Origin of the sequence: Empedobacter falsenii (assembly GCF_013488205.1) — a bacterium.
Lineage (GTDB): Bacteria > Bacteroidota > Bacteroidia > Flavobacteriales > Weeksellaceae > Empedobacter > Empedobacter falsenii_C.
The window spans coordinates 2539050-2565002 of sequence record NZ_CP040908.1; the positions used below are offsets into that span (position 1 = coordinate 2539050).

The 25953-nt window shown below is 31.7% G+C and carries 22 protein-coding genes; 6 read left to right on the top strand and 16 right to left on the bottom strand.

Annotation, left to right across the window (positions count from 1 at the left end; translation table 11 throughout):
* Nucleotides 1–305 precede the first annotated feature (305 nt).
* Nucleotides 306–1088 carry a hypothetical protein gene (locus FH779_RS11825; RefSeq protein ID WP_180904845.1) on the top strand — a complete coding sequence of 261 codons (783 nt, stop codon included), beginning with the start codon at nt 306–308 and terminating at the stop codon, nt 1086–1088.
* 58 nt (nt 1089–1146) lie between these two features.
* On the opposite strand, the gene FH779_RS11830 is transcribed toward FH779_RS11825, so the two are convergent.
* The 7 genes from FH779_RS11830 to cysD form a co-directional block, all read right to left on the bottom strand.
* The gene (locus FH779_RS11830) at nt 1147–2589 is read right to left on the bottom strand and encodes a TSUP family transporter (RefSeq protein WP_180904846.1); all 1443 of its coding nucleotides are present in this window, start codon (nt 2587–2589) and stop codon (nt 1147–1149) included.
* On the bottom strand, nt 2579–3382 hold the full coding sequence (locus FH779_RS11835; RefSeq protein ID WP_180904847.1) for a DUF2490 domain-containing protein: 804 nt from the start codon (nt 3380–3382) through the stop codon (nt 2579–2581). The genes FH779_RS11830 and FH779_RS11835 overlap by 11 nt, the downstream gene beginning before the upstream one ends.
* Entirely contained in the window at nt 3333–4985 is a 1653-nt protein-coding gene (locus FH779_RS11840; protein ID WP_180906849.1) for an NADPH-dependent assimilatory sulfite reductase hemoprotein subunit, read from the bottom strand. Before FH779_RS11840 ends, FH779_RS11835 begins: the two co-directional genes overlap by 50 nt.
* A 19-nt stretch (nt 4986–5004) precedes the next feature.
* A complete protein-coding gene (locus tag FH779_RS11845; protein WP_180904848.1) occupies nt 5005–6663 on the bottom strand; it encodes a diflavin oxidoreductase in 1659 nt (552 codons plus the stop codon).
* Nucleotides 6653–7465, bottom strand: a complete 813-nt coding sequence (gene cobA, locus FH779_RS11850; RefSeq protein ID WP_180904849.1) for a uroporphyrinogen-III C-methyltransferase — start codon at nt 7463–7465, stop codon at nt 6653–6655. The genes FH779_RS11845 and cobA overlap by 11 nt, the downstream gene beginning before the upstream one ends.
* A 197-nt stretch (nt 7466–7662) precedes the next feature.
* Complete coding sequence (locus FH779_RS11855; protein ID WP_180904850.1) at nt 7663–8898, bottom strand: sulfate adenylyltransferase subunit 1; 1236 nt, start codon at nt 8896–8898, stop codon at nt 7663–7665.
* A 51-nt stretch (nt 8899–8949) separates the two neighbouring features.
* On the bottom strand, nt 8950–9858 hold the full coding sequence (gene cysD, locus FH779_RS11860; protein ID WP_180904851.1) for a sulfate adenylyltransferase subunit CysD: 909 nt from the start codon (nt 9856–9858) through the stop codon (nt 8950–8952).
* Between the two features lie 420 nt (nt 9859–10278).
* On the opposite strand from cysD, the gene rlmD reads away from it, so the two are divergent.
* The 4 genes from rlmD to FH779_RS11880 are packed head-to-tail and all read left to right on the top strand — an operon-like array spanning nt 10279 to nt 13226.
* Nucleotides 10279–11697, top strand: a complete 1419-nt coding sequence (rlmD, locus tag FH779_RS11865) for a 23S rRNA (uracil(1939)-C(5))-methyltransferase RlmD (RefSeq protein WP_180904852.1) — start codon at nt 10279–10281, stop codon at nt 11695–11697.
* A gap of 16 nt (nt 11698–11713) precedes the next feature.
* A complete protein-coding gene (locus tag FH779_RS11870) occupies nt 11714–12331 on the top strand; it encodes a DUF6452 family protein (protein ID WP_180904853.1) in 618 nt (205 codons plus the stop codon).
* The gene (locus tag FH779_RS11875) at nt 12285–12971 is read left to right on the top strand and encodes a DUF6048 family protein (protein WP_180904854.1); all 687 of its coding nucleotides are present in this window, start codon (nt 12285–12287) and stop codon (nt 12969–12971) included. The genes FH779_RS11870 and FH779_RS11875 overlap by 47 nt, the downstream gene beginning before the upstream one ends.
* A 15-nt stretch (nt 12972–12986) precedes the next feature.
* A complete protein-coding gene (locus FH779_RS11880) occupies nt 12987–13226 on the top strand; it encodes a hypothetical protein (protein WP_038332337.1) in 240 nt (79 codons plus the stop codon).
* A 46-nt stretch (nt 13227–13272) separates the two neighbouring features.
* Here the strand turns inward: FH779_RS11880 and FH779_RS11885 are convergent, their stop codons facing one another.
* The 7 genes from FH779_RS11885 to FH779_RS11915 form a co-directional block, all read right to left on the bottom strand.
* Complete coding sequence (locus FH779_RS11885) at nt 13273–15051, bottom strand: WG repeat-containing protein (protein ID WP_180904855.1); 1779 nt, start codon at nt 15049–15051, stop codon at nt 13273–13275.
* 86 nt (nt 15052–15137) lie between these two features.
* Complete coding sequence (gene lon / locus FH779_RS11890; protein WP_180904856.1) at nt 15138–17576, bottom strand: endopeptidase La; 2439 nt, start codon at nt 17574–17576, stop codon at nt 15138–15140.
* Between the two features lie 189 nt (nt 17577–17765).
* Nucleotides 17766–18374 (bottom strand): hypothetical protein, encoded by a 609-nt coding sequence (locus tag FH779_RS11895; RefSeq protein WP_180904857.1) that lies wholly within the window; start codon nt 18372–18374, stop codon nt 17766–17768.
* A gap of 54 nt (nt 18375–18428) precedes the next feature.
* A complete protein-coding gene (locus tag FH779_RS11900; protein WP_180904858.1) occupies nt 18429–19598 on the bottom strand; it encodes a hypothetical protein in 1170 nt (389 codons plus the stop codon).
* A gap of 47 nt (nt 19599–19645) precedes the next feature.
* Nucleotides 19646–20782 (bottom strand): N-acetyl-alpha-D-glucosaminyl L-malate synthase BshA, encoded by a 1137-nt coding sequence (bshA, locus tag FH779_RS11905; RefSeq protein WP_180904859.1) that lies wholly within the window; start codon nt 20780–20782, stop codon nt 19646–19648.
* Between the two features lie 23 nt (nt 20783–20805).
* A complete protein-coding gene (locus tag FH779_RS11910; protein WP_244957954.1) occupies nt 20806–21888 on the bottom strand; it encodes a serine hydrolase domain-containing protein in 1083 nt (360 codons plus the stop codon).
* A gap of 44 nt (nt 21889–21932) precedes the next feature.
* Complete coding sequence (locus tag FH779_RS11915; protein WP_244957955.1) at nt 21933–23687, bottom strand: glycoside hydrolase family 3 protein; 1755 nt, start codon at nt 23685–23687, stop codon at nt 21933–21935.
* A gap of 111 nt (nt 23688–23798) precedes the next feature.
* Here FH779_RS11915 and FH779_RS11920 point away from each other — a divergent pair, with 111 nt between their 5' ends.
* The gene (locus tag FH779_RS11920; protein ID WP_180904861.1) at nt 23799–24878 is read left to right on the top strand and encodes a TerC family protein; all 1080 of its coding nucleotides are present in this window, start codon (nt 23799–23801) and stop codon (nt 24876–24878) included.
* 66 nt (nt 24879–24944) lie between these two features.
* Here the strand turns inward: FH779_RS11920 and FH779_RS11925 are convergent, their stop codons facing one another.
* Nucleotides 24945–25277 (bottom strand): hypothetical protein, encoded by a 333-nt coding sequence (locus FH779_RS11925; protein WP_180904862.1) that lies wholly within the window; start codon nt 25275–25277, stop codon nt 24945–24947.
* Nucleotides 25278–25366: 89 nt separating this feature from the next.
* Nucleotides 25367–25882, bottom strand: coding sequence for a c-type cytochrome (locus tag FH779_RS11930; protein ID WP_180904863.1), 516 nt, complete (start codon nt 25880–25882; stop codon nt 25367–25369).
* Nucleotides 25883–25953 lie beyond the last annotated feature (71 nt).

Consider the following 25953-nt stretch of genomic DNA (forward strand, 5'->3'; position numbering starts at 1 on the left):
TTGCGAGTAGTGTACACGAGAAAAAAAGAAGCGCTTCTTTAGTGGGAAGTTTTTTGTAGCCTTGAGAACAATTCAGGAAAAATGCTTCCCTTCAAATCACCTCAACTATTTTCGAGACTACGTTTTCAGAAATCAAGTTTTTTGTTTTTGTTTTGATTTCTATTGCAAAGTAAATACAGAACACAAAGTCGCTGTTAGACAAACAATGGACAAGTTTTGGACAATTATTGGACAGCCCGTTTTACGGGAAACCGTAATTTATTTTGTCCAAAATTTGTCTACTTTGTAAAAGAATTAAAAGTGAAATGTCTACGAAAAAAGATCTATTCGAAAAAGTTTTTGAGAAAGCAAAAAATGAATGTGGGAGTTCAAGTAAAAATGGAATGTCTGTTCATTTAGAAAAAGTAATTTCAGATGATTATAATTATCCTATAACAAGCAAATCTTTCTCTCGACATTTTGATGATTTCGTGAAAGAAAATAATTTAAAGAAGGAAATAAGTCCTGATTTATTAAATATTCTTGCACATTATATCGATTATGAAAGTTTTGGAGATTTTAATCAAAAAAATCAGCTGACAAAAAGTGATGAAAAAGAAGTTAATGTAGAAGAAATCGCATCGGTAGAACCAATAATAGATGATAATATTTCTGAAGAAGAATCAATAATTAATCTTCCATCAAAAAAGAATAATTTCTTTGAGAAAATAAAACTTCAACGAAATAAAATAATTGCTGGAAGTGGCATTGCAACTATTTTGGCTAGTGGAGGATTATTTCTTAATTCATTCAATCAAAATTCGTCTTGTATGATTTGGAAAGAAAATCATTATGAAAAAATCGAATGCGAAGAAACTTCTCCACAAATGAATGCTGTTCCATATAACGAAACTGTTTTTCAATTGAAGAAAATCACAAAACCTGATACTTTAAATTTTGAAAATGCACTTGATAAAGTTTGGTATACAAAGAAAAATGGTGAAGTAGAATTTTATACAAATTACGGTTTACATCCCGAAAATGGTAAAACATTGAAACCTGTCACAAAATATATTTTAACTAAATATGTCTTAAATAATGAACAATAAAAAACACTCAACATGCGAGATGAAGAGTGTTTTGATTGTTAGAAATGATATATAAAATTTAGAAAATTTTAAAAAGAATACGAATACTAAATGTGATCACTAAAAAAGCTACAGCCAAAATAGCTACTTTCTGAGGTATTTTGCCTGCTAATTTCGCTGCAATTGGCGCTGCTAAAGCTCCTCCAATTATTAAACCTGCAATGATAAAACCATGACTTACGCCCAAAGCTGCAAAAAAAGTCAACGATGCAGAGAGTGTCACAAAAAACTCGGCTAAACTAACTGTTCCTACTACTAAGTTCGATTTTTTTCCTTTTGCTAATAAAGTTGATGTCACGACAGGTCCCCAACCACCTCCACCAAAGGCGTCTAAAAATCCTCCTGCAAATCCTAAAAACCCAACTCGTTTTACTTTTTTGCGTTCGATTTTTTTTCTGAATGCTAAAATAATTAATCGAATTCCGATGATTAAGGTGTACGAAGCCAATATTCCGTAAGTAATGGTTTCGTATTTATTCCCCAAATAAACCAATAATAATGATCCCGAAACTGCTCCAATAACGCCTGGAATAGCCAATGCCAACAATAATTTTTTGTTTACATTTCCAAATCTATAATGCGAAAAACCACTAATTCCGCTCGAAAACATTTCGGCAGTATGAATACTACCACTTATTGAAGGCAGATTAACACCAAACAACATCATGCTTGTGGAACACGTTACACCATATCCCAAACCAACGGCTCCGTCGACCATTTGAGCGAAAAAACCAACCGCCAACATAATGTAAAAAACATTTGGAATGTGAATCACAAAATCTTTCGCTTCCGAAAAACTTACGATTGATGACAAAGCATATCCTAAGAATAATGCAAAAAATATCAATGTAATTTCGGTCACTAAACATTTGTATTTTTTAGTCGATTTTTTTCCTTCAAATGAAGAAGTTAAATGATTCAAATCGGTTAGTTTTTGATTAAAATCTCCTTTGTGATTATTTCTAATTTTATTTAAACTTTCAATGTTTTCATCAATTGAATCTGGAATGACATCAGAAAAATACTCTCTCAAACGTTTTGCCATAACAGGAGATTGTCCATTAGTGGAAATCGCAATTTTAAGATGACCTTTATTCACAATCGAACCTAAATAAAAATCACACAAATCTGGCTGATCAGCTGCATTAACCAAAATTCCTTTTGCATTTGCTTTTTGCTTCACTTCTCTCGAAGTTTCTTTATTATCGGTTGCGACAATCACTAAATCTATATCTTCCAAATCACTCGATTCGAACGTATGAGTTTCGTATTTAATTGATGGATATTGCGAAAAAACATCTTTCAATTCTTGTTTAAATTCCTTTGCTACAACTTTCAAATTGATCGAAGGATTTTGTTTGATTAGCGTCGAAACCTTTTCTAATCCTACATTTCCTCCTCCAACAATCAGGAAGCGCAAATGCTCTGTTTTTAAAAATATCGGAAATAAATTATTTTTCATTGTTCTTATTTTGTTTTAGCGAAATTTGATGAAACAGCGATAAACGGAAAATATTTCTGTTATAAAAATCAACCCCACTACTCCGTTGTTGATACCAATTCATATATCCTAATTCTATGGAAAATGATGGATGAAAGGAATAATTCAACGCACCATAAATTCTATTTTGATCGAATGTATTTTTCACGATTTTTCGTCCAACATTAACCATTATTTCATCTTTTATTTTCGCAACCAATTTATTTTTATTGGTTTTATGATCTTTAACCAAAGGAATATCGATACCTAATTGATAACGAAATCGAAGATTAGAAAAACGAAAACCTCCTGTCAATTCGTCATTTTCTGTATCATGAAAAAATCTTGCTTCAGCCTTGTAACGATGATTAATTGTAATTTTTTTTAACTTTTGTTGATAACCAAAACCAATATCAGGTCCAATTTCTGGAACAATCAAATCACTTTCGGAATTTGGATCATTTGGACTTTGCAAAAAATAAGTTATTCCACCAGAAACATTCCAATTTTCATCAAGTTTTCGTTGCAAATTTGATCTAAAAATCAATTGATGTTGAGCACTTGGATCTATAAAATGACGTTCTTGAATTTCACTCAAAATCGAATATTTTTCGTTTATCACCAACGTATTATAGTAACCATACCACAACAAATTTTGATGAGTTACATTTTTCTGAGCAAAACTTTTCGATACAAAACAAAAACATCCGAAAATCATCAGTTTTTTAATTAACCGAAAAATATTTTCGATAGGTAAAATCTCCGAATGTTTCATTGTCTATTTTTTCTTTTGTATAACTTTCGAAAACTTGGTCTAACTCATTCAAAATCTCAGTTTCATTTACTTTTTCTTTGTAAATTTTGTTCAAACGAACACCATATCGATCGCCTCCCAACATCAAATTATAATGTCCAGCAGAAGTCCCTACAAAACCAATTTCCGAAACATACGAACGACCGCAACCATTTGGACAGCCCGTCATACGAATAGAAATATCATCATTTTGAAGTTGATGTTTTTCTAACAAAGGCTCTATTTTAGTCACTAATTCTGGTAAATAACGCTGTGCTTCCGCCAAAGCCAATGGACAAGTTGGTAAAGCCACGCACGCCATCGAATTTTTTCGAAGCTCACTAATATCTTTGTGAATAAAATATTTTTCTAAAAGCTGTTCAACTTTAGCTTTATTCTCAGTCGAAATTTCACCTAACAATAAATTTTGATTCGCTGTAAAAATGAAATTATTGATATTTAATAAAGCCAATTCATGTAAAAATGCTTTCTGATTAGGCTGTACAACTCCATTCTCCACAAATAAAGTGTAATACCACGTTCCATTATTCACTTGTCGCCAATCATAAATATCAGAACGCTCCGTAAATTGATATGGCTGAGAAGGCTCTAATTTAAAACCAACACGTTTTTCTAATTCAGACTTGAAACCATCTACCGTTAATTTATCAACTGTATACTTTAGTCTCGCTAATTTTCGATCGCCACGATTCCCAAAATCACGCTGAATAGTCAACACTTCATAAGCAACTTTCAACACTTTTTCTTCAGAATCAACAAAACCAATTTCGGTTGCTAAACGCGAATATGTATTTGGATTTCCGTGAGTTGTAGACAAACCTCCACCAACAGCGATATTGAAACCTTTCAATTCATTATTTTCGATAATCGCAATCAGTCCCAAATCATTTGCAAAAACATCTACATCATTAGTTGGCGGAATAGCAATTGCAATTTTAAATTTTCGAGGTAAATAGCGATCTTCGTACAAATCATCTTTCTCTGTTTCGCGTTCGTAAATCTTTTCATTATCCACAAAAATCTCATAATACGCTTGTGTTTTAGGCAACAAATGTTTTGATAATTTATCTGCATATGTATGAATTTGAGCGTGAATTGGCGAAACCAACGGATGAGAACTCGCAATTACATTTCGGTTTACATCGCCACAAGCCGCGATAGAATCTAACTTTGCTTGGTCAAACGATTGTAAAGTTGGACGCAATTGATGTTTCAAAATTCCGTGCAATTGAATGGTTTGACGCGTTGTAATTTTCAAAACGCCTGTTCCATATTGTTCAGAAGTTTCGTGAATTGCCAACCATTTATCAGCGTCAATAATTCCACCCGGAATACGCAAACGAATCATAAATGAATACAATTTGTCTAACTTTTTTTCTGCACGTTCTTCTCGTCTATCACGATCATCTTGCACATACATTCCGTGAAATTTCACCAAAGCTTCGTCATCTGCACGTACATTTCCAGTGTGATTATCCAGCTCTATACTCTCTTTTAACGTACCGCGAAGTCCGTCACTTTTTATTTTAATTCCTTCTATAGGAGATTGTTTTTCTATACTCATTTTGTTAATTGTTGGTTGATTAGTAGACATCTTTTTGGTAGCGACCTTCTTCTTCTAATTGTTCTAGAAAATTTTTCGCTGAAACCTCATCTTGATTTGATTCTTTTGCAATTAATTCGATCAAAGCACTTTCTACATCTGTACTCATTCCGTCTTTTTGACCGCAGACATACAAATAAGCACCATCCTTTAACCAATTGTAAAGCTCTTTTCCTTGTTCTTTCACTCGATCTTGTACATAAATTTTATGTTTTTGATCTCTCGAAAAAGCTGTATCTAATTTGCTTAAAACTCCTGTCGAAAGCCATTCCTGAATTTCAGTTTGATAATAGAAATCCGAAACAAAATGTTGCTCACCAAAAAACAACCAGTTTTTACCTTCTGCACCAATCGCATCACGATGTGTCAAAAAACTACGAAAAGGTGCAATTCCTGTTCCCGGACCAATCATAATCACCGATTGATTTTCATCTGGAAGTTTGAAGTTTTTATTTTTATGAATGTAAAATTCTATGGATTTACCTTGCTCAAAATCTGCTAAAAACTGAGAACATAATCCAGTTTTTTGTAGATCTGAAACTAAAAAAGTATTCAGACTAACCGTTAAGTGAATTTCATTATCATGTGCTTCATTCGATGATGAAATCGAATATAAACGTGGTGCAATTGGATGCAAAAGATTTAAAATATCATCAAATTTTATTGTAGATTCAGACGAATAATATTTTATCAACAAATCAATTAAATCAATTTTAGTTTCGAGAATTTCTACATTCAAAATTGTTGCAAATTGATCGATTGATTTTTTAGAAAGTGCTCTAATATTTTTTTCTTCAAGTTCTTGAGCGCGATTTTCTTCATTGAGAAGCTTTGCAATCTCTAAAATTTCGGTTTGATTATTTTTTGGATAAACACCCAAAGCATCACCTGGTTCGTAATCGACTTGCTCATCAACTGCTATTTCGATATGATAGGTTTCTTTATTCGAACCTCTATCGTTCAAAATAACTTTATGCTTTACAATTCCTCCATACGATTTTTTTTGCGTAGAAGAACTTTGCAATTTTTGAGGTTGTACAACCATTGAACTTCCTTCTGATTGAATAGTTTTTAAAATATCCGCAAACCAATTTTCGGCAATTTCTTGATAATCTAAATCTACTTTTACCAAATCGAAAACGCGTTGTGCGCCTAGTTTTCCAAATAATTCATCGATTTCTTCTCCTGATTTACAGAAAAACGGATAAGACGTATCGCCCAGACCAAAAACAGCAAACTTTGTTTGATTCAATTTTAGGTCAGAATTGCTCAAATTATCATAGAATTTTTGCGCATTTTGAGGTAAATCTCCATCTCCTTGCGTACTAAAAATTAGAATTAAAAACTCTTCTTTTTCAATTTTTTCGAGTGGATATTGAAACGCATCAATTGCTTTGGCTTGAATTTTATTCTTCTTAAAAATTCCAAGCAATTGATTGGCTAATTTCTTCGCATTTCCTGTTTCAGTTCCATAGATTATTGTAGGTTTGATTGAGGTTAAAACCTTTTGTTCTTTCGGCTCATCTTGTGTCTGATTCGCAACTAATCCAGCCAAATAACCATTTGTCCAAATAATTTCGTCACGTGATAATTCTTTTACTAAACTTTTTACTAAGTTCAATTTTTCGTTAGCTAGCATAAGAAATTGTTGTTTTATGGTTATCAAAATATGAATTAGAAGTTGGCTGTTCATCAAACCAAGCGAATGATTGATGCAAATTGACAACATGACCTACGATAATTAAAGTTGGTACAAAATCGAAGGTCGGTAAATGGTTTTCTACAATATTTTCGAAAGTAAAAACTTGTGTTTTCTGATCTGGAGTTGTCGCTTGTTGAATAACTGCTAAACCTTTTTCGGTATCAATTCCATTCAAAATTAACTGATCGGCTAAAGTTTGTAAACGTTGTCCACTCATATAAAAAACCAATGTATCCGATGTTTTTGCCCAATCTTTCCATTGTTTATCTTCAATAGATTTCAAATCGCACAACGTCAACATGCGAACTCCTTTCGAATGATTGCGTGCTGTCAACGGAATTCCCGTGTAAGCGGCAGCACCAAAAGCAGCCGAAATACCTGGAATTATTTCGTACGGAACATGATTTTTTTTCAAGGTTTCTAATTCGTCCAAAATATTAGAGAAAAGCGAAGCGTCACCTCCTTTCAATCGAACCACTAATTTTCCTTGCATTGCAAACTCAATCATCAAATCGTTAATATCTTTTTGAGGCGTATGAATGCCTTTCGAACATTGTTTTCCGACATAAATAACCAACGCATCTTTCGACGCATATTCGTCTATTAACACTGGAGAAACTAAGCGGTCTGTCAAAATAACATCTGCTTTTTTGATATAATTTAACGTTTTGAGCGTCACCAATTCTGGATCTCCAGGACCAGCGCCAGCCAAAATTACTTTTCCTATTGTTGTTTGCATGTTTGTAATAAATTAGTTGATTGATAAGATTGAGTTGATATATTAAACCTTTGTGCTTTTAGATAATTTTATCAATGAAACCATTAATTCGAGTGGAATTTTGTATCGATAAAAAATTATGGAAAATAAAATTCATCTTAGTTCTCGATACAATTTTTATACATTTCATTTCTAAAAATCACTCGAACTGACGAATTTTAATCAATAAACATCAAAGCAGCGACTGTATTTTTCGTTGTTTCGTCAATCAAAATGGCATTTCCTGTATGAATATTTTCTTTAAAAGAATCGAAAAATAAAGGTTGATTTGTTTTCAAAACCACTTGTCCAATATCATTTAACTTGATTTCTTCAGATGGAATAAATTCCCAATTATTAATATCCCATTGTTGATCGATTGCTTTGATTTTTGCACGAACCGAATGAAAACGATGCTGCAAAACGTACGTTTTTCCTTGTTGCAATGCATTATTGTCTAACCAACAAATCCAAGCCTTTGGTTCGTTTGTCGTTTGCGGTTCTTCGGAAGTTTTTACAATTGAGTCTCCTCTACTGATATCTATATTATTTTCGAGATGAATCACAACATTTTCTCCTGCTTCAGCATGTTGTACTTCTTCCAAATGACGTTCTATTTTAACAATTTTTGATTCGATATTTGATGGATAAACTTTAATAGAATCCCCAACTTTATAAACTCCACTCAAAATTTGTCCCGCATAACCTCTATAATCGTGATGTTCTTCATCTTTTGGGCGAATTACCCATTGAACCTGAAAACGCGCTGCTAAATTTTTATCTGTTTCAATCGAAACTGTTTCCAATTGATGCAATAATGTTTCACCATTATACCAAGGCGTTTTCGCAGATTTTTCGACAATATTATCGCCAACCAAAGCAGAAACTGGAATAAAAGTTACTTCATCATAATTCAATTGATCTTGAATTTGTTGAAAATCATTTTTTATCTTTTCGAAAATATCTTGCGAATAATCAACCAAATCAATTTTGTTAATCGCGATAATTGCTTTTTTAATTCCCATTAACGAACCAATGCTTGCATGACGTTTTGTTTGAGAAGTGATTCCTTTTCGTGCATCAACCAGAATAATAATCAACTCTGAATTTGAAGCACCTGTAATCATATTTCGTGTATATTGCTCATGTCCAGGCGCATCAGCAATAATAAATTTTCGTTTTGCAGTCGAAAAATATTTATACGCTACGTCTATTGTAATTCCTTGTTCGCGCTCGGCACGTAAACCATCTGTAATCAAAGACAAATCAATTTCGTCGTCTTCATTTGATTTACGTTTTTCTAAAACACCCAATTGATCGGTGTGAATACTATTCGAATCGTAAAGTAAACGCCCTATTAAAGTACTTTTACCATCGTCTACGTTTCCTGCTGTTATAAATTTTAATGTATTCATTTTACTTAATTCCTATAGATATTATAGAGTTTTGTTTAAAAAAATTTTGACTTAGAAATAACCTTGTTTTTTACGGTCTTCCATCGCTGATTCTGACAATTGATCATCCAAACGAGTTTGTCCTCTTTCGCTAATTCTTGTGTTAATAATATCAGTAATGATATCGTCAATCGTAGAAGAATCCGAAGGTACAGCCGCTGTACACGTCATATCACCAACCGTTCTGTAACGTACTTTTTCTATCACAACTTTATCATCTGCATTTGGCTGAATAAAATCTGAAGTCGCAATTAATTTATCATTGTAAACAATACATTCGCGTTCATGAGCAAAGTATAAATTTGGTAATTCGATGTTATTTTGTTTGATGTAATTCCAAACATCTAATTCTGTCCAATTGCTAATCGGAAAAACACGTACATTATGTCCTTTTTCAATTCTTCCATTCAAAATATTCCACAATTCTGGACGCTGAAGTTTCGGATCCCATTGACCAAAATCATCACGAACCGAGAAAATACGTTCTTTTGCACGTGCTTTTTCTTCATCACGACGCGCTCCTCCAATACATGCATCAAACTCATTTTCTTCGATTACATCTAACAACGCATACGTTTGCAAGGCATTACGAGAAGGAAAACGACCAGCAGTTTCTTTCAGATTATACTTTTTTATAGCATCTTCTACAGAGGCAACAATCAATTTTTCGCCAATTTTATCGACCAAATAATCTCTAAATTTTATCGCTTCAGGAAAATTGTGTCCTGTATCTACATGCACCAAAGGAAAAGGAAATTTCCCTGGACGAAAGGCTTTCAAAGCTAAATGAATCAAAACAATCGAATCTTTTCCTCCTGAAAATAACAATGCTGGACGCTCAAATTGAGCAGCTGTTTCTCTCAAAATGTAGATTGCTTCGTCTTCTAGCTGATTTAAATAATTTTTTTCTTGACTTGACATTCTTTCTAACTTTCTAACTTATTTTTTGACAATAAAAAACTCCTCAAAATTTTGGAGGAGTTCATGAATTATTATTTTCGTAATTAATACATCACAACATATTCCTCCTCTTGTAAAGAGCGACACATATACATTGACATATTAAATACTAAATTTTTCATTTTTTCTTGTTTCATTTCTGATTTCAAAATTATATTATTTTTCTAAATAAACATAATTAATAGAATAATTTAAATAACAAACCTATTTTTTACACTATTTTATGAAAATTATTCTAAATAAATTTATCAAACAAAATAATAATCTATAAAACCGATAGATTTTATATTGTAAAAATAAAAATATTATTTAAAATACAAAGATTGATTCCAAAAAAAGATAAAAAATTGAATATTTCGACGACTTCCTTACCTTTGCAAAATGTCAAGAAAAGCGAAACAAAAAATCATATTAAATAATATAGAAGTTTTACGTGCTGGTGCAAAAGGTGTATCAGTTGGTAAAACAGAGGAAGGAAAAACGGTTCTGATAAAAGGTGCGATTCCAGGAGACGTTGTAGATGTACACGTTTTGAAGAAAAAAAGCAGCTATTTAGAGGGACAAGCAATCGAAATTCACGCAAAATCTCCTTATCGCGTTCAGCCAGAATGTGAGCATTTTGGTGTTTGCGGTGGTTGTAAATGGCAAGATATGAGCTATGATGCGCAACTTAAATTTAAACACGACGAAGTGGTTAACAATTTGGTTCGTATTGGAGGTTTCAAAGATTTAGATGCTGAAATTGTTCCAATTTTAGGTTCTAAAGAACAATATTTTTACCGTAATAAATTAGAATTTACTTTTTCTAATGCACGTTGGTTAACGTTAGAAGAAATTCAGTCTGGGAAAGAATTTGACGACCGTGACGTAGTTGGATTCCATATTCCTGGTGCTTGGTCTAAAGTTTTGGATGTTACAAAATGTCACTTACAACGTGATCCTTCGAATGCGATTCGTGTTGAAGCAAAACGTTTTGCATTAGAACATAACTTAGATTTCTTCGATTTAAAAAATCAAGAAGGTTTATTAAGAACATTAATGATTCGTACTTCTCAGAATGGACAAGTAATGGTTTTAGTTCAATTTTTCCGTGAAGAAAAAGAAAATCGTGAAGCTTTCTTACAAAACTTGAAAGATAAATTCCCTGAAATCACCTCTTTATTGTATGCAATTAATCCGAAACAAAACGATTCTGTTTATGATTTAGATATCGAAGTTTTTGCTGGAGAAGATCATATTATGGAAAAGATGGAAGATTTGAATTTCAAAATTGGTCCAAAATCTTTTTATCAAACCAATCCAGAACAAGCTTACGAATTATATAAATTAACACGTGATTTTGCAGGTTTAACTGGAAATGAATTAGTGTACGATTTATATACAGGAACTGGAACAATTGCGCAATTCGTTTCGAAAAAAGCTAAAAAAGTAGTTGGTGTAGAATCTGTTCAAGAAGCGATTGATGCAGCAAAAGCGGCAGCAAAATTCAATGGAATTGATAATTGCGATTTCTATTGTGGTGATATGAAAGATGTATTGAATCAAGATTTTATCAACGAACACGGAATTCCAGATGTAATTATTACTGATCCTCCACGTGATGGAATGCATAAAAAAGTGGTTGAAAATATTTTGTTCATGAATCCAAAACGTGTTGTTTACGTTTCGTGTAACTCTGCTACACAAGCGCGCGATTTAGAATTGATGAAAGATCAATATAAAATTGTTAAAGTTCAGCCAGTTGATATGTTTCCGCAAACACATCATGTAGAAAATATTGTACTTTTAGAGCGAATTTAAAATTCAATCAAAAAAAATGAAAAATATTCAACGTTTTCTGGCTTATTCAATTTTCGCTTCTATAATTTCTTTAGCATTTTATAGTTGCGAAGACGATGATATTTGTACTGACGAAGGTGATGTTCCTCGCATGGTTGCTGATATGTATTATGATGGAACAAATGTTCCTTTAGAAGATTCGATTTATTATTGGGCGTATGTTTATAATGATTCGATTACAAAAGGAATTAGAGAAGCTACAGGAACGAGTAAAGATACTGTCTTAATCGAAAAAAATTCTGCTTTAGGAAAAACGAGTTTCGGAATTGCTTTGCGTAATAATTCAAAAAAAGAAATTTATTATACTATAGCGCAAGGTCCAGATATAGATGTAAAAGATTCTATAACGGGTAAAGTCATCAGAACAATCCCTGCAAAACGTGATCGATTGATTTTAAAATACGATACACTTGGAAATGGCTATACTTCTAAAGCTTGTGGTTTTGGATTAACTTTTAAAGGAGTTGATGTAAAATTGGTGACGAAAACTGCAAATGGAGCTGGAAATTGGATAAAGAAAATAGAAACTGTAAATACTGAAATTAAAGATGGTTCGACAACTGTTATTAAGCTTTTTGCTAACGAGCGCAATTAGTTTTGCATTTGGTCAAGAAAATAAAACTGATTCGACAAAAGTTTCCGTTACAGATTCTATTCCAAAGAAAAAACACCATGATATTTTTATCGGTGTAGATGTTTTCAATCCGATTGTTTCTGCTTTCAACGATAAAAAAGGTGTTAGCGCTTATGCTTCTTATCAAATCAATAATAAGTGGCATGCTGTTATAGAAGCTGGTTTCGAGAAAAATAAGTTTAATGAAATCAATTGGAATGTTGATGTTGACGGCGTTTTTGCAAAACTTGGTGCAAACTGGTTTATAACGCAAGATGTAGAAAATCAATCGAACGGAATTTACATTGGTGGACGAATTGCGTATTCTAAATATTCGCAAACCATCAATAGTTATCCGATTAGAGATTTACAATCGAATGAGATTACAGGAACAGGAAGTTTGCCAAAAGCGAATGTAAGCAGTTATTGGATAGAAGCTGTGGTTGGTGGACGTGTAGAGATTTTCAAAAATTTTTATGGTGAATTAGCTTTGCATCCTGCAGCTTATATTGGTGGTAAAAAAGATCAAGGAATTGATCCTTTGGTTATTCCAGGTTACGGAAAATACAGCGGTCCTTTTAATATGCCCGTTTTTTGGGGAATTGCTTATAAAATAAAGTAAGATTAAAACTTTGTTATGAATCAAATTAGAATAACAAAAGATAACATTTCTCTTTTTCCAAAATATGAAAAGTTACTTCATGATAACAAAATAAAATTCGATTCTTTAGGTCGATTAAGATATTTACATGGAGCACCTATTGGAGATTTGATTCAAATCAAAATAGATCAAAATGGAAAACCAATTTTTCAAGAAATAAGTGATGAATGGTTTGATCCAGAAAGTGAAAAAGCTAAAAACTTTATTTGGTTATAGATTTATATACAAAAAAAAAAGGAACTCAATTAGAGTTCCTTTTTGGCTAATACAATCCAAACTTATCCCATTCTTCTTGAGATAAATTCGTTTTAATTATATTATTTTTCAGATCAATTAACATTCTCTCTCCTTTTTTTATAACAGCTATAGTAATTGGTTTATTCTCATAATTAAAATAAAAATCACTCCAATTAAATTTCAATTCATCATATTCAAATGGAATTAACTGATTATTCGACTTATCTACAGCTCCAAATTTATTTTGTTTACTAACAAAAAAATAACCGTTTGCATAACTAAAATCTTTGTAAATACAAGGTATTGAAACCTCTCCTTCTCGAGTTATCAAACCAGATAAACCATTTTTAGTAACAATATGTTCTTCAGGTCCATATTCTACCCAATTAGAAATAGAAGAATATTCTATTGGAACAATTATTTTTTGATTAATATCTATAATTCCAAATTTCTTATTTTTTTTAACGATAAAATTATTTTGTCTATTATAGACAGCTTCTATTGCTCCATAAATTGGTGGAATTTTAGTAATTCCCAAAGTATCAACGACTCCAAATAATTTATTCTTTTTTAAAATAATAAATCCCTCATCAGTTGAATGATAGTAATTTGTAAACTCAGTATTTGAAAGTGTTTTTTGAATAATATTGAACAAATAAATCTTTTTATTCTTTTTTATCACAGCAATTTTATTTTCATTTACTAAAAAAACGTCTTCGTTTTCTATTTTCACCAATTCTCGTCCATCAGAAGTTAATATTCCTTTTTTCTTATTAAAGTCTTCAACTTCAAACAATAAAATATATTGATCATTTTCTACAACAGCTTCTCGAAAATTTATACTTTTCAACCATTTGTCACCAGAAATTGAAATTAAATCTTTAGAAAGTAATTTTAATTTACCTTCCTTTTTGATAACATAAGTTTCTAATTTATTTCCATAAAATCCATCATTTGAAATTGAATCATAAATAATATCTAAAACAATTTGTCCTTTAGAATTTATAATTCCATATTTAGATTTATCTTCAACTATTGCTAAACCTTTTTGATTGAAAATTAAAATATTATCATATTTCCCAAACTCTAATACTTCTTTTAAATTCTTATCTAAAAATCCAATTTTACCATTCTTCGACAATTTCATAGAACCATCTATAAAATATGTAGTTCCATTTCCAAAACTATTCTTAGGTTTCACAATAACCTCCTCTGCATGATTATCAAATATATAATCAGTTAATTGTTTTCCTTCATTATTAAAAATTGCCCATTTTTCCTTATTCTTTACAAATAAAATACTATCATTCATAGATTGATCAACAGAATTATAAATAGATGACACAATTTCTTTTCCTGTTTTGTCTACAAATCCATATTTTCCATTTTTTATAATTACTGCTAATCCTGATTTGTAAAAATAATTTAATCGATCATAAATAAATGGAATTACAACCTCTCCTTTTCTATTTATTGCACCAAACTTATCTTTAATTTGAGCAATTGCTAAACCATTATCAGAAAAAACACTTAGATCATTGTAAATAAAAGGAATTAAAATATTATCATTAATATCAATATAACCTTCTTTATCATCTTTCTTAGCAAGAATCATATTTTCTTGATCTAGAGGATTCATAAATTTATATTTACCAAGTGGAATTTTTATTTCTTTTGTTCTATTATCAACATAACCCCAATAATCATTTTCAGAAATTCTTGAATAAATCTCCGTTTTATTTTGTACTTGAGACAAACAAAGTTCAGATAAGAATATTAAGATAAATAATAAAGCTACACGCATATTCGAAGTATTAATTCTTTGATTAATATACAAAAAAAAAGGAACTCTAATTGAGTTCCTTTTTTTTGTTTTGAGAAGATTTCACATTAATCCAAAACCTTTGCTCCTTTTACTTTCTGATTTGTTAAAGCGATTTCCAAAACTTCTTTCATTTCTTTTACAAAATGGAAAGTCATTCCTTTTACATATTCTGCTTTAATTTCTTCGATATCTTTTCGGTTGTCTTCGCATAAAATAATTTCTTTGATATTTGCACGTTTCGCCGCCAAAATTTTCTCTTTAATTCCACCAACTGGTAAAACTTTTCCACGAAGTGTGATTTCTCCTGTCATTGCCAATTTTGCTTTCACTTTTCGTTGTGTAAAAGACGAAACCAAAGACGTCAACATTGTAATTCCGGCAGATGGTCCATCTTTTGGCGTTGCTCCTTCTGGCACGTGAATATGGACTTTATAATTCTCGAACACTTCTGGTTTGATACCTAATTCATCCGCATGCGCTTTGATATATTCTAACGCAATTGTCGCAGATTCTTTCATCACAGTTCCAAGGTTTCCTGTAATCGAAAGCCCTCCATTTTTCGCTTTCGATAAAATAGATTCGATAAACAAAATATCTCCTCCAACACTTGTCCAAGCTAAACCAACCACAACACCCGGAACTTCGTTGTTCTCGTATTGGTCTGGCGTAATAGAAGGGCCTAAGATTTTCGAAATATCTTCAATTGAATATTTAGCATTAAATTCTTCTTCCAACGCAATATGTTTTGCAGCCGAACGAACTAATTTCGCAACTTTTTGATTCAATTTACGAACTCCAGATTCGCGTGTATAACCCGTAATCAAATATTCGATTTCTTTTTTACCTAACACAACATCTTTCTCTTTCAAGCCATGTTCTGTTAATTGTTTTGGTAAAAGGTGACGTTTTACGATTTCAGATTTTTCCTCGATTGTATAACCTGCAATATTAATCATCTCCATACGATCGCGTAACGGACTTGGAATATCTCCAATATTATTGGCAGTCGCAATGAAAAATACTTTCGATAAATCGTAGCCAATTTCTAAGAAATTGTCATAAAAAGTTGAGTTTTGCTCTGGATCTAAAACCTCTAACATTGCTGATGAAGGATCTCCATGCGCACTCGCTGTCATTTTATCAATCTCATCTAAAACAAAAACTGGATTAGACGATTCAGATTTTTTAATTGACTGTAAAATTCGTCCTGGCATCGCTCCTATATAGGTTTTACGGTGACCGCGAATCTCTGATTCATCATGTAAACCACCCAACGACATACGTACATATTTGCGTCCAATCGCTTCTGAAATAGATTTCCCTAACGATGTTTTACCAACACCCGGAGGTCCATATAAACAAAGAATTGGCGAACGCATATCTCCTTTCAATTTCAAGACTGCAAGATGCTCCAAAATACGTTCTTTTACATCTTCTAAACCATAATGATCATGATCTAAAATTTTCTTTGCATGCTTGATATCAAAGTTATCTTTCGTTAAGGTATTCCAAGGTAAATCCAACATAAATTCAAGGTAATTGCGCTGAATATTATGTTCTGGCATTTGCGGATTTAGACGAGAAAGACGATTAATTTCTTTATCAAAATGATTCGCTACTTCTTCGCTCCAACTTTTCGTTAAAGCACGTTTGCGCATTTCATTGATTTCTTCTTCTGTCGAATTTCCTCCTAACTCCTCTTGAATCGATTTGATTTGTTGATTTAAGAAATATTCTTTTTGTTGTTGATCTAATTCTTTGCGAACTTTATTCTGAATTGTATTCTTCAACTCCAGTTTCTGAAGCTCAACATTCATAAAACGCATCACTTCCATTGCACGAAGTTTCATATCAGAAATCTCTAACAACAACTGTTTTTCATCTAAACTTAACGTCAAATTAGACGCGACAAAGTTGATTAAAAACGTATTACTTTCAATACTTTTTATAGCTCCTGCAGCTTCCGAAGGCAACATTGGATTTTCTTCTACAATCTGAAAAGCTAAATCGCGAATTGATTCAATAATAATTGGATATTCTTTGTTGCGTGAAGTTGGAACTTTTTCTGTCAAAATTTCTACTTCTGCCTTGAAATAAGGATCATCTGAAACAAATTCTTTGACTTTGAAGCGCTTCATCCCTTGCAAAATCACCGTAATGTTTCCATCTGGCAACTTTATCATTCGCATGATTTTAGCAACTGTACCAACTGTATACAAATCGTCTTGTGTAGGATCTTCCACAGCAATTTCTTTCTGCGAAAGCACTCCAATAATGCGATCTTCTTTGTAAGCTTGTGTTAAAAGTTGTATAGATTTATCTCTACCCGCGGTAATTGGCGCAACCACACCCGGAAATAAGACAGTGTTTCTTAACGATAAAATAGGCAATACCGAAGAAATATCTTGCTTATTTAGCTTACTTTCTTCGTCTTTACTCATCAAAGGAATTAATTCGATTTCTTCTTCCATTACTTGTGCTAATGACAAATTGTCTATGTTCATAATTTTTTTGTACGTTCAAAGTGTCAGTAAAACTATTTTTAACTGACGAAAGCTTTTCATAATTTCAAAAAAACTACGATATAGTTCTTGTTTGAAGCGTTTAGAAAAGCGAGTATTAATAAGACAAACGTTGTGCCAATAAAATATATTGTCAGTTTTTCAATAAAGGTTTATAATGAGGATAAATAATTATTTTGCTTCTAAATCTTTTATCAAGATGGTTTGATCTTTAATTATAAAACAATCTGTAAGGAATTGATGCATTGATTTTGCATGAAAATTCATCATTCCAAAATCTTCAGAAATCAAGATTTCAGTCAATTCTTCGAGCGATAATTGGTTCAAATTTTCGTAATCTGTTTCTTCTTCAACTTCTTCGATAAATGAGTTTAACGTATCATGCGTAATATATAAATCGTGATCGATGCAACCAATCCAACCTTTTTTATCGCCTTGTAAAACCTCAACAAATTCATTTCCTCCAGGATCTGTTCCAATTTTGAAAAATATCGATTCGAAAATAGTATAAGCTTGCGCTTCTATCAAATCATAATAACCTGAATCAGAATTCAAGCCATATAAACCACCAAACATTTGCCAAGGTTCTTCGCCAGTATAATTTATAGTAAAATTGTTATAATCGGCATCAAAAAAGAGTAAATCATTAAATCCATTTTGCTCCAATAAAAAAGTCGCATATTCATCAGAAAAATTATACTTCTTTTGCAATGATAAAACTTCTTCTTTTGTAGGTTTTGAAAATCCAAATGGATTAGGAAAAGTGACTTTTTGTAACATAGATTGAGTTAGTTTGAAAGTATAAAAATAGAAAATTAACCGATTTTTATTCTTTTAACTATTAATCTCATATTCTTTTAATAATTTAAAATAGATATCAAATTCTTGTTGTTTACCACTAATTACACCATCAACATAATTATTTATAAGATAATAAGAGAAACCTTTTTCACCGTATACATCTGTTATAAACGTACCTGAAAAAGGTTTACCATCTTTATAAATCCCTCTCGATAATTCTATATTATCACGATTTTTAACGATAAGTTCGTCAATATAAATCCCTTCCTTTAGCGTAGCTGTTTTTAAAAATACTCCATCTTTATAATCAACAAAAACCCCATCATAAGGTCTTTCATTTTTATAAATTAATTTCTGAATTAAATTTCCATCCATATCATAATTTTCTATAGTAACGAAAGTTTTCGCATATGATTTTCTTTTAATCTCATACGATTTTGCAAATCCGTTTTTTAAATAATATGTAAAATACACATTAGTTGTATAACCTTTTCGATCTATAGATTCTTCAGGAACTAATACACCATTTTCATCCCAATACGTAGTCGAAATATCAAATAAAGCATCTGATTTCCTACTGTATTTAACCTCTTTAGCTTTATTCCCATTTTCCCAGAAAATAATTTGAGAAAAGTTATGAAGTGTACGAAATTCTGGATTTGAGGAACCTCCAATCATAATTGGTCCATTTTTAATAATCTCAGGAGTTAAATAAAAATCTGATGGAATTCTGATAAAATTACCTTCTAATTTTTTATTTTCGATTATCCCTGAAGTAACTATTTTTTCATCCTTAAAAATCTCAATTTTTGAAATTTCTCCTGCATCATTATATAAAACTTTTTGCCATAGCTTTCCTTGATTATTATAATAAATTAGTTCTTTAGTTTTAGAATTATTGATAAAACTTGTCACCCTTTTATCTAATCCATCCATTCTATAATAAAAAACATCTCCTACAAAACTTGAATCATCATCCTTATTAAGGATATAACCCTGCATTTGTAAGTTTCCGTTTTTATAATAATCTCTTACTAAATAAACATTTCCACTTTTTTTAAATGGTAATGGTCTAAAATAAGAACTATTATTTTTTGTAGTTTTTTTCCAATCTTGATCATAATAAATAGTGTCTTGCGCAGAAAGAAATTTCGTTAGAAATATGAATAGTATGAATAGTTTAAATTGTATATTATTCTTCATAAATGCAGTTTTAATAAAAGAATAAATCTAATAAAAAAAATCGGGATTTACCCGATTTTAGATTTTGCGATGACTTTGCGATAAAGTTCTTCATATTGCGGAAGAATATTCGTTTTATCAAATCGTATTGCTTGTTCTTTTGCTTGATGACTAAACTCTGCCAAACGCTTATCGTCTTCTAAGATATAGATTGCCTTTTCTGCCATCATTTCGATATCTCCTACAGGGCAAACAAAACCAGTAAGTCCATCAATATTTACTTCTGGAATTCCGCCTGCATTCGACGAAATAACCGGAACACTTGCTGCCATAGCTTCAAGCGCTGCCAAACCAAAACTTTCTTGTTCGGATGGTAAAAGGAATAAATCTGCGGCTTTCAAAACATCATTCAAGTCACTTACCATTCCAAGACTTTTTACTTTATCTTGAATCCCAAAATCTTGAATCATTTGATCCGCCATATCCCATTCAGGTCCTTCCCCAGCAATAATCAACTTCGATGGAATTTGTTTCTGAATCAAATTAAACGTTCCAATTACATCTTCAATACGTTTTACCTTTCTCAAATTCGAAGTATGCAAAATCACTTTCTCTTTTGGTTGCGCAAAATTATCACGACAACACACACATTTCTCTGGTAAATATTGATCATTATCAATAAAATTTGGCACAACTTCTATCTCATTTGTAATGTCAAATGCACATAAAGTATCTTGTTTCAAACTTTCGGAAACCGATGTTACGGCATCCGATTCGTTAATCGAAAATTCAACAGCCGTTTTATACACAGGATGTTTACCAACCAATGTAATATCCGTTCCGTGTAAGGTTGTTACAATTGGTAATTTATAGCCTTTTCGCGCCAACATTTGCTTCGTAAAATACGCTGCATACGCATGCGGAATCGCATAATGTACATGAACCAAATCTAATTCGTAATGCAAAACTTTATCATACAAAATTGTACTCAACGCCAAATCATATGGCTGATATTGGAACAATGGATACGTTTCGACATGAATTCGATGAAAGTATATATTTGGTAATTTGATGTTTAATCTCGCAGGAACATTTGTGCTAAAAAAATGTACTTCATGACCTTTTTCCGCTAAATCCATTCCCAGTTCTGTTGCCACAATTCCACTTCCTCCATAGGTTGGATAGCATACAATTCCTATTTTCATTCGCGATTTTTATTTAGACAAATTTAAGGTAAAATTGCTTCATAAATTACCTGTCGAATATTTTCTCGCACTTTTTTAATGGAAAGATAATTTGGCTCGACAGTTTCATTGACACGATTCGAAAGAAATATATACACAATATTATACTGAGGATCAGCCCAAACCACAGTTCCTGTAAAACCTGTATGACCAAAACTTTCGACTGATGGACCAACTTTAGAAATATGTTGCATTTTATCAAAACCAGCTCCACGGTGATTCCCATGAAATTGTTGTTTGGTGAATTCCGCCACAGTTTCTGGCTTCAAATAAACCTCATCACCATATTCGCCTCCATTCAAATACATTTGCATCAATTTTGCTAAATCAATCGAGTTGGAAAATAAACCAGCATGACCAGCAATTCCGCCCATCATTGCAGCTCCTTGATCGTGTACAAAACCATGAACGAGTTGATTTCTGTAGGTTTTGTCATATTCGGTTGGAATAATATCTTCTAAACTAAATTTTTCCTTTGGATTGAATGTTGTGCGATACATTCCCAATGATTGATAAAATTTCTCTTGTGTCAATTGATTCAGATTTTTCCCAAAATCTTTTTCTAATTTTTTCTTGAAAATATAATAGCCTAAATCTGAATATTCATATGATTTACGACCTAAAGATGATTTATAAATATCTTCGTAAATCGTATCTTTTATAGAATTGATAATATAAATGTTATCTGTAACTTTTATTTGATGTTCTTCGTCTTGCTTTCTCGAATAGAAATCTAAATATAATCGTGCATTTTTTACATTGACAGTTTCGTTGTAAAAACCAATCCAAGGTTTAAGACCAGCCTGGTGCGCTAATACTTCACGAATTTTTAAAGAAGATTTGTTCGAATTCTTCGCATCATTATCAATTTCTCCAATTGTTTGATCGAGGTTTAATTTTCCTTCGTTTACCTCCAACATCAACAAAGGCAACGTCGCCGTCACCTTTGTTACCGAAGCGACATCATATAAATCTGTCCACTTCACTTTTTTTGAAGAATTTTTATCTTGTGTTCCGAAACTTTTATCATAAACGATTTTTCCATCTTTTGCGACTAGAATTTGCATTCCAGGCGTGTAATGATTTGCAATTGCTTCTTCGGCAAGTTTATCTATTTCTGAGAGTTTTTTTTTCCTAAATTCACATTTTCAGGTGCAGTAAATCCCAAACGTTTGATGTGTTTTGTTACAATTCCTTGTCCTTCTTTCAAATTTTGATTGATATCTACTGGAAACGTTCCATCTGCATCAATTGCTCCAAAAATAACTTGTGCAGCAGCTGCTTGCGCATCTTTTGTATTTTGATAATGAACTGTAACCGCGTCTAAATTTGATAAATCTAAATCTTTCAACCCGTAAGGACTTGTGAATAACGAAAAGATTTTCTTTTTGTCTTTTGGTAACGCTTTCAAAATTGCTTTCGAATTATCGGACAATTTATAAGGTTTGTAAACCGTTTCATTCGATAAAAACGCTCCAGAAATAATCACATCATAATCATTCAATAAATTGATTTGATTTGGATTTGAAATCTTCACTAACTCAACATTTGTATATTTTTGTAAATGTGTCAAAAATTGATCATAATCTGTTTGTTCAAGCGGAACAAAAGCAATTTTTTGATTCAATTTTTTAATTGGTAAAAGTTTGTGTTCATTCTTTACAACTGTCGAAGCTTTCTCAAATATCTTTGTTGTTAAAGCTAAATTTGTTGGAGAATTTAAATCTTCTAACACATTTGTAGGATTTAAAGTTCTAACCTCATTTAAACCTGTAATATATTTCGCCATCAAAATTTTCTTCACACTTTCTTCTAAACGCGCTTCAGAAATCTGACCTTTATTAATTGCATCAATAATTTTTTGTTTCCCAACGTGTACATTTTGCGAAAACAACAAAATATCATTTCCAGCCACAAATGCTCTGTAGTCTACATCACCAGCAGGAAACATTTTTGCCACACCATCCATATTCAAGGCATCTGTAATCACAATTCCTTTGAATTGTAACTCGCCTTTCAAATAATCTGTAATGATATTTTTTGACAACGTTGAAGGCATTTTTGGATCTGGTTCTAAAGCTGGAACATTTAGATGTGCCACCATAATTGACTGTACACCTGCATCAATCATTTTTTTGAAAGGTGCAATGTGATATTTCTCTAAATCTGCTTTATTATCTGGAATTAAAGGTAAAACTTTGTGCGAATCTTGGTCTGTATTTCCATGTCCAGGAAAATGTTTTGCAGACGATAACACGTTTTGTGCACGCATTCCATCCATATAAGCAATTCCTTTTTCTGCAACGCGATCAGGATTTGAACCAAAAGAACGATTTCCAATAATTGGGTTATTTGGATTAACATTGACATCAACCGAAGGCGAAAAATTAAACTGAACGCCCATTCTGTTCGCTTGTATACCAATTTGTTTTCCAACTTGATAAACCAATTTATTATCGCGTAAAGCGCCAAGCGTCATATTCCAAGGAAAACGCTCCACTCCTTTCAATCTCATTGCCAATCCCCATTCTGCATCCATACCAATCAATAATGGAATTTTAGAAATCGATTGAAATTTATTTGTCAACTCAATTTGATGAGCCGCTTGATCTTGCATAAAAATTAATCCTCCGATATGTTCTTCTTCAATTAATTTTTGAATATCATTCTCATGCACCGCATCTCTGTTTGTATAGGCAGCAACGATAAATAACTGACCTACTTTCTCTTCCAACGACATAGAATTATACTTTTCATCCACCCATTTCATCTGAATAGAATCTTTGTACAATGGCGAAACGTGTTGCGCTTTCGAAGCTATAGGTAAAATAATTGTTAAGAATACGTATGCGATTACTCTTTTCATTCCGGAATAAATTAATTTTGCTTGTTTTTTCTTTTTTAGAAACATTTTTTAAAGGCCAATCGAGTTAGGATTGGTAAATTTATAGTAAATTGTCAAATTAAATAAATTTATATGAGTATTTTCAGTGTTGTACAGGATAGCATGTTGAATCATCCTGGACTAATAACTGTTTTTGGGGTTGCAGTAATTATTATGTTGTTACTTGATTTAGGTGTTTTTAATAAAAATGCGCACGCGGTTTCGAACAAAGAAGCGCTTACTTGGACTGTCGTTTGGATTTCCTTGGCGATGATTTTTAGTGGTGTAATTTATTTCGTTTTTAAAGAAGCAGATGGACATGCATTTGCCATCAATAAATTTTCGCAATTTCAGGCAGCATATTGGATAGAAAAAGCCTTATCCGTGGATAATTTATTCGTCTTTATCCTTGTTTTTGGGTTCTTCAAAATTCCGAAAGAATATCAACATAAAGTCCTTTTTTGGGGAATTTTAGGTGCTCTTCTTTTTAGAGCAATCTTTATTTTTGCAGGAGTTGAATTAATTAAAATGACTTATTTACCAGCTTTCTCAATTGGAGATTGGCACTTTAATCTTGGTGATGAAGCTACTCATGCAAATTTTGCAGCAAAACAATTCTTCCGTCCAAATGTCGTTTTAACACTGTTCGGATTCTTCTTAATCGTTGCTGGAATCAAATCTTGGAAATCAAGTGATGATGATGAAAACCAAGATTTATCGCAAAATTTTGGTGTTAAACTGGTACACAAATTCTTTAAGGTTACACCAAATTTTGATGGAGATAAATTCTTTTCTGTACAAAATGGAATTAAAATGGCAACACCACTTTTCGTCGCTTTAATGGTAATTGAAGTAACTGATTTAGTTTTCGCTGTAGATAGTATTCCTGCTATATTCGCTGTTGCTCCAGACGATCCATTTATTTTATATTCATCTAATATTTTTGCCATTTTAGGACTACGTTCATTGTATTTCTTGTTGGCAAATTCAATGGATAAATTCAATAAACTACATTATGGTTTAGCAATTATTTTGAGCTTTATCGGAATTAAAATGATTATTATGCCATTCTATCATTTCGAATCGACAGTTTCATTATCAATCATTGGTGGAGTTCTATTAACAACAATTATTTGGTCGCTAATTTCGAATAAATCAGAGGTTAAGGAGTAGATTATTCCTTCGAAATAAATTTAAAAAAGCCATTCTTACGAATGGCTTTTTTAAATTTTATACATCTCACTTTTTATCTTCAATTGGTAAATTAATAACTTTTTCTAAATCTCCATTTTGATTGTAATTATAAATAAATCCAAATTCAAAATTTTGATGAAGATATTTTTCAATTTTGACTAATCTATTATCTCTATAATATCCAATACAATAAGCTTTTTTAACATTAGTTGAATCTTTCATTTTAAACTCATCATATAAATATAATGGATGAGAATACTTTCCAAAACCATGATAATATTTTTTTACTATTAAATCTTTAGAACCATTTTTTGTAACTGGGTCATTTTGAAAATTTTCTTTCTGTTTTATTACAACTAAATATTGATAAAGGAACAAGAATGCATAAAAATTTAATCATATCAACAATGTTAACAAGCTTAAATTTATAAAAAAAGCTCCAAAAATGGAGCTTATATTTCTATTCTTTATTTTTTCTCAACTTTCGCTGATCCAGATGCTGGAGCTAATTTTTCTTTTGCAACATCTTTCACGTTTTTCAACTCAACGTTTACAGGCTCAATCAATGATTTTGTAGGACTTTCGTTTCCCCTGTGGCACATTACACATGTTACAACATTAATCATTTCAGGATTTTTTGCATTTTCCCAATTGAAATTTTTTGCGTTTATATCACGTGTCATCACAATCATATGACGTGCAAATTCTTTTTCTTTTTTTGCATCACTTGCAAAATCCATCTTTTTCGTATCTGGATTTTCGGCGTGGCAAAAATTACATTTCACACCTAAAGCAGCATTATATCCACGCATCAAACCTTTCAAACTATCTTCCGAAATGTTTTGTGGTAAAACTTTTAGGTTTTTCCATTCTGAACTTGAAATTGCTTTTCCTGTGTCAATTTGGCGAGAAGTTGTAAACGAAAAGATACTAAACATCAACGCTAAAACTCCCAAAGAAGCCATTATTCTATTTGTTTTCATTTGTAATAATTTTGTTTATACAAGGTAAAACAAATCTTAAACCGAATAAACCCTTCAGAAAAATTTGGAAT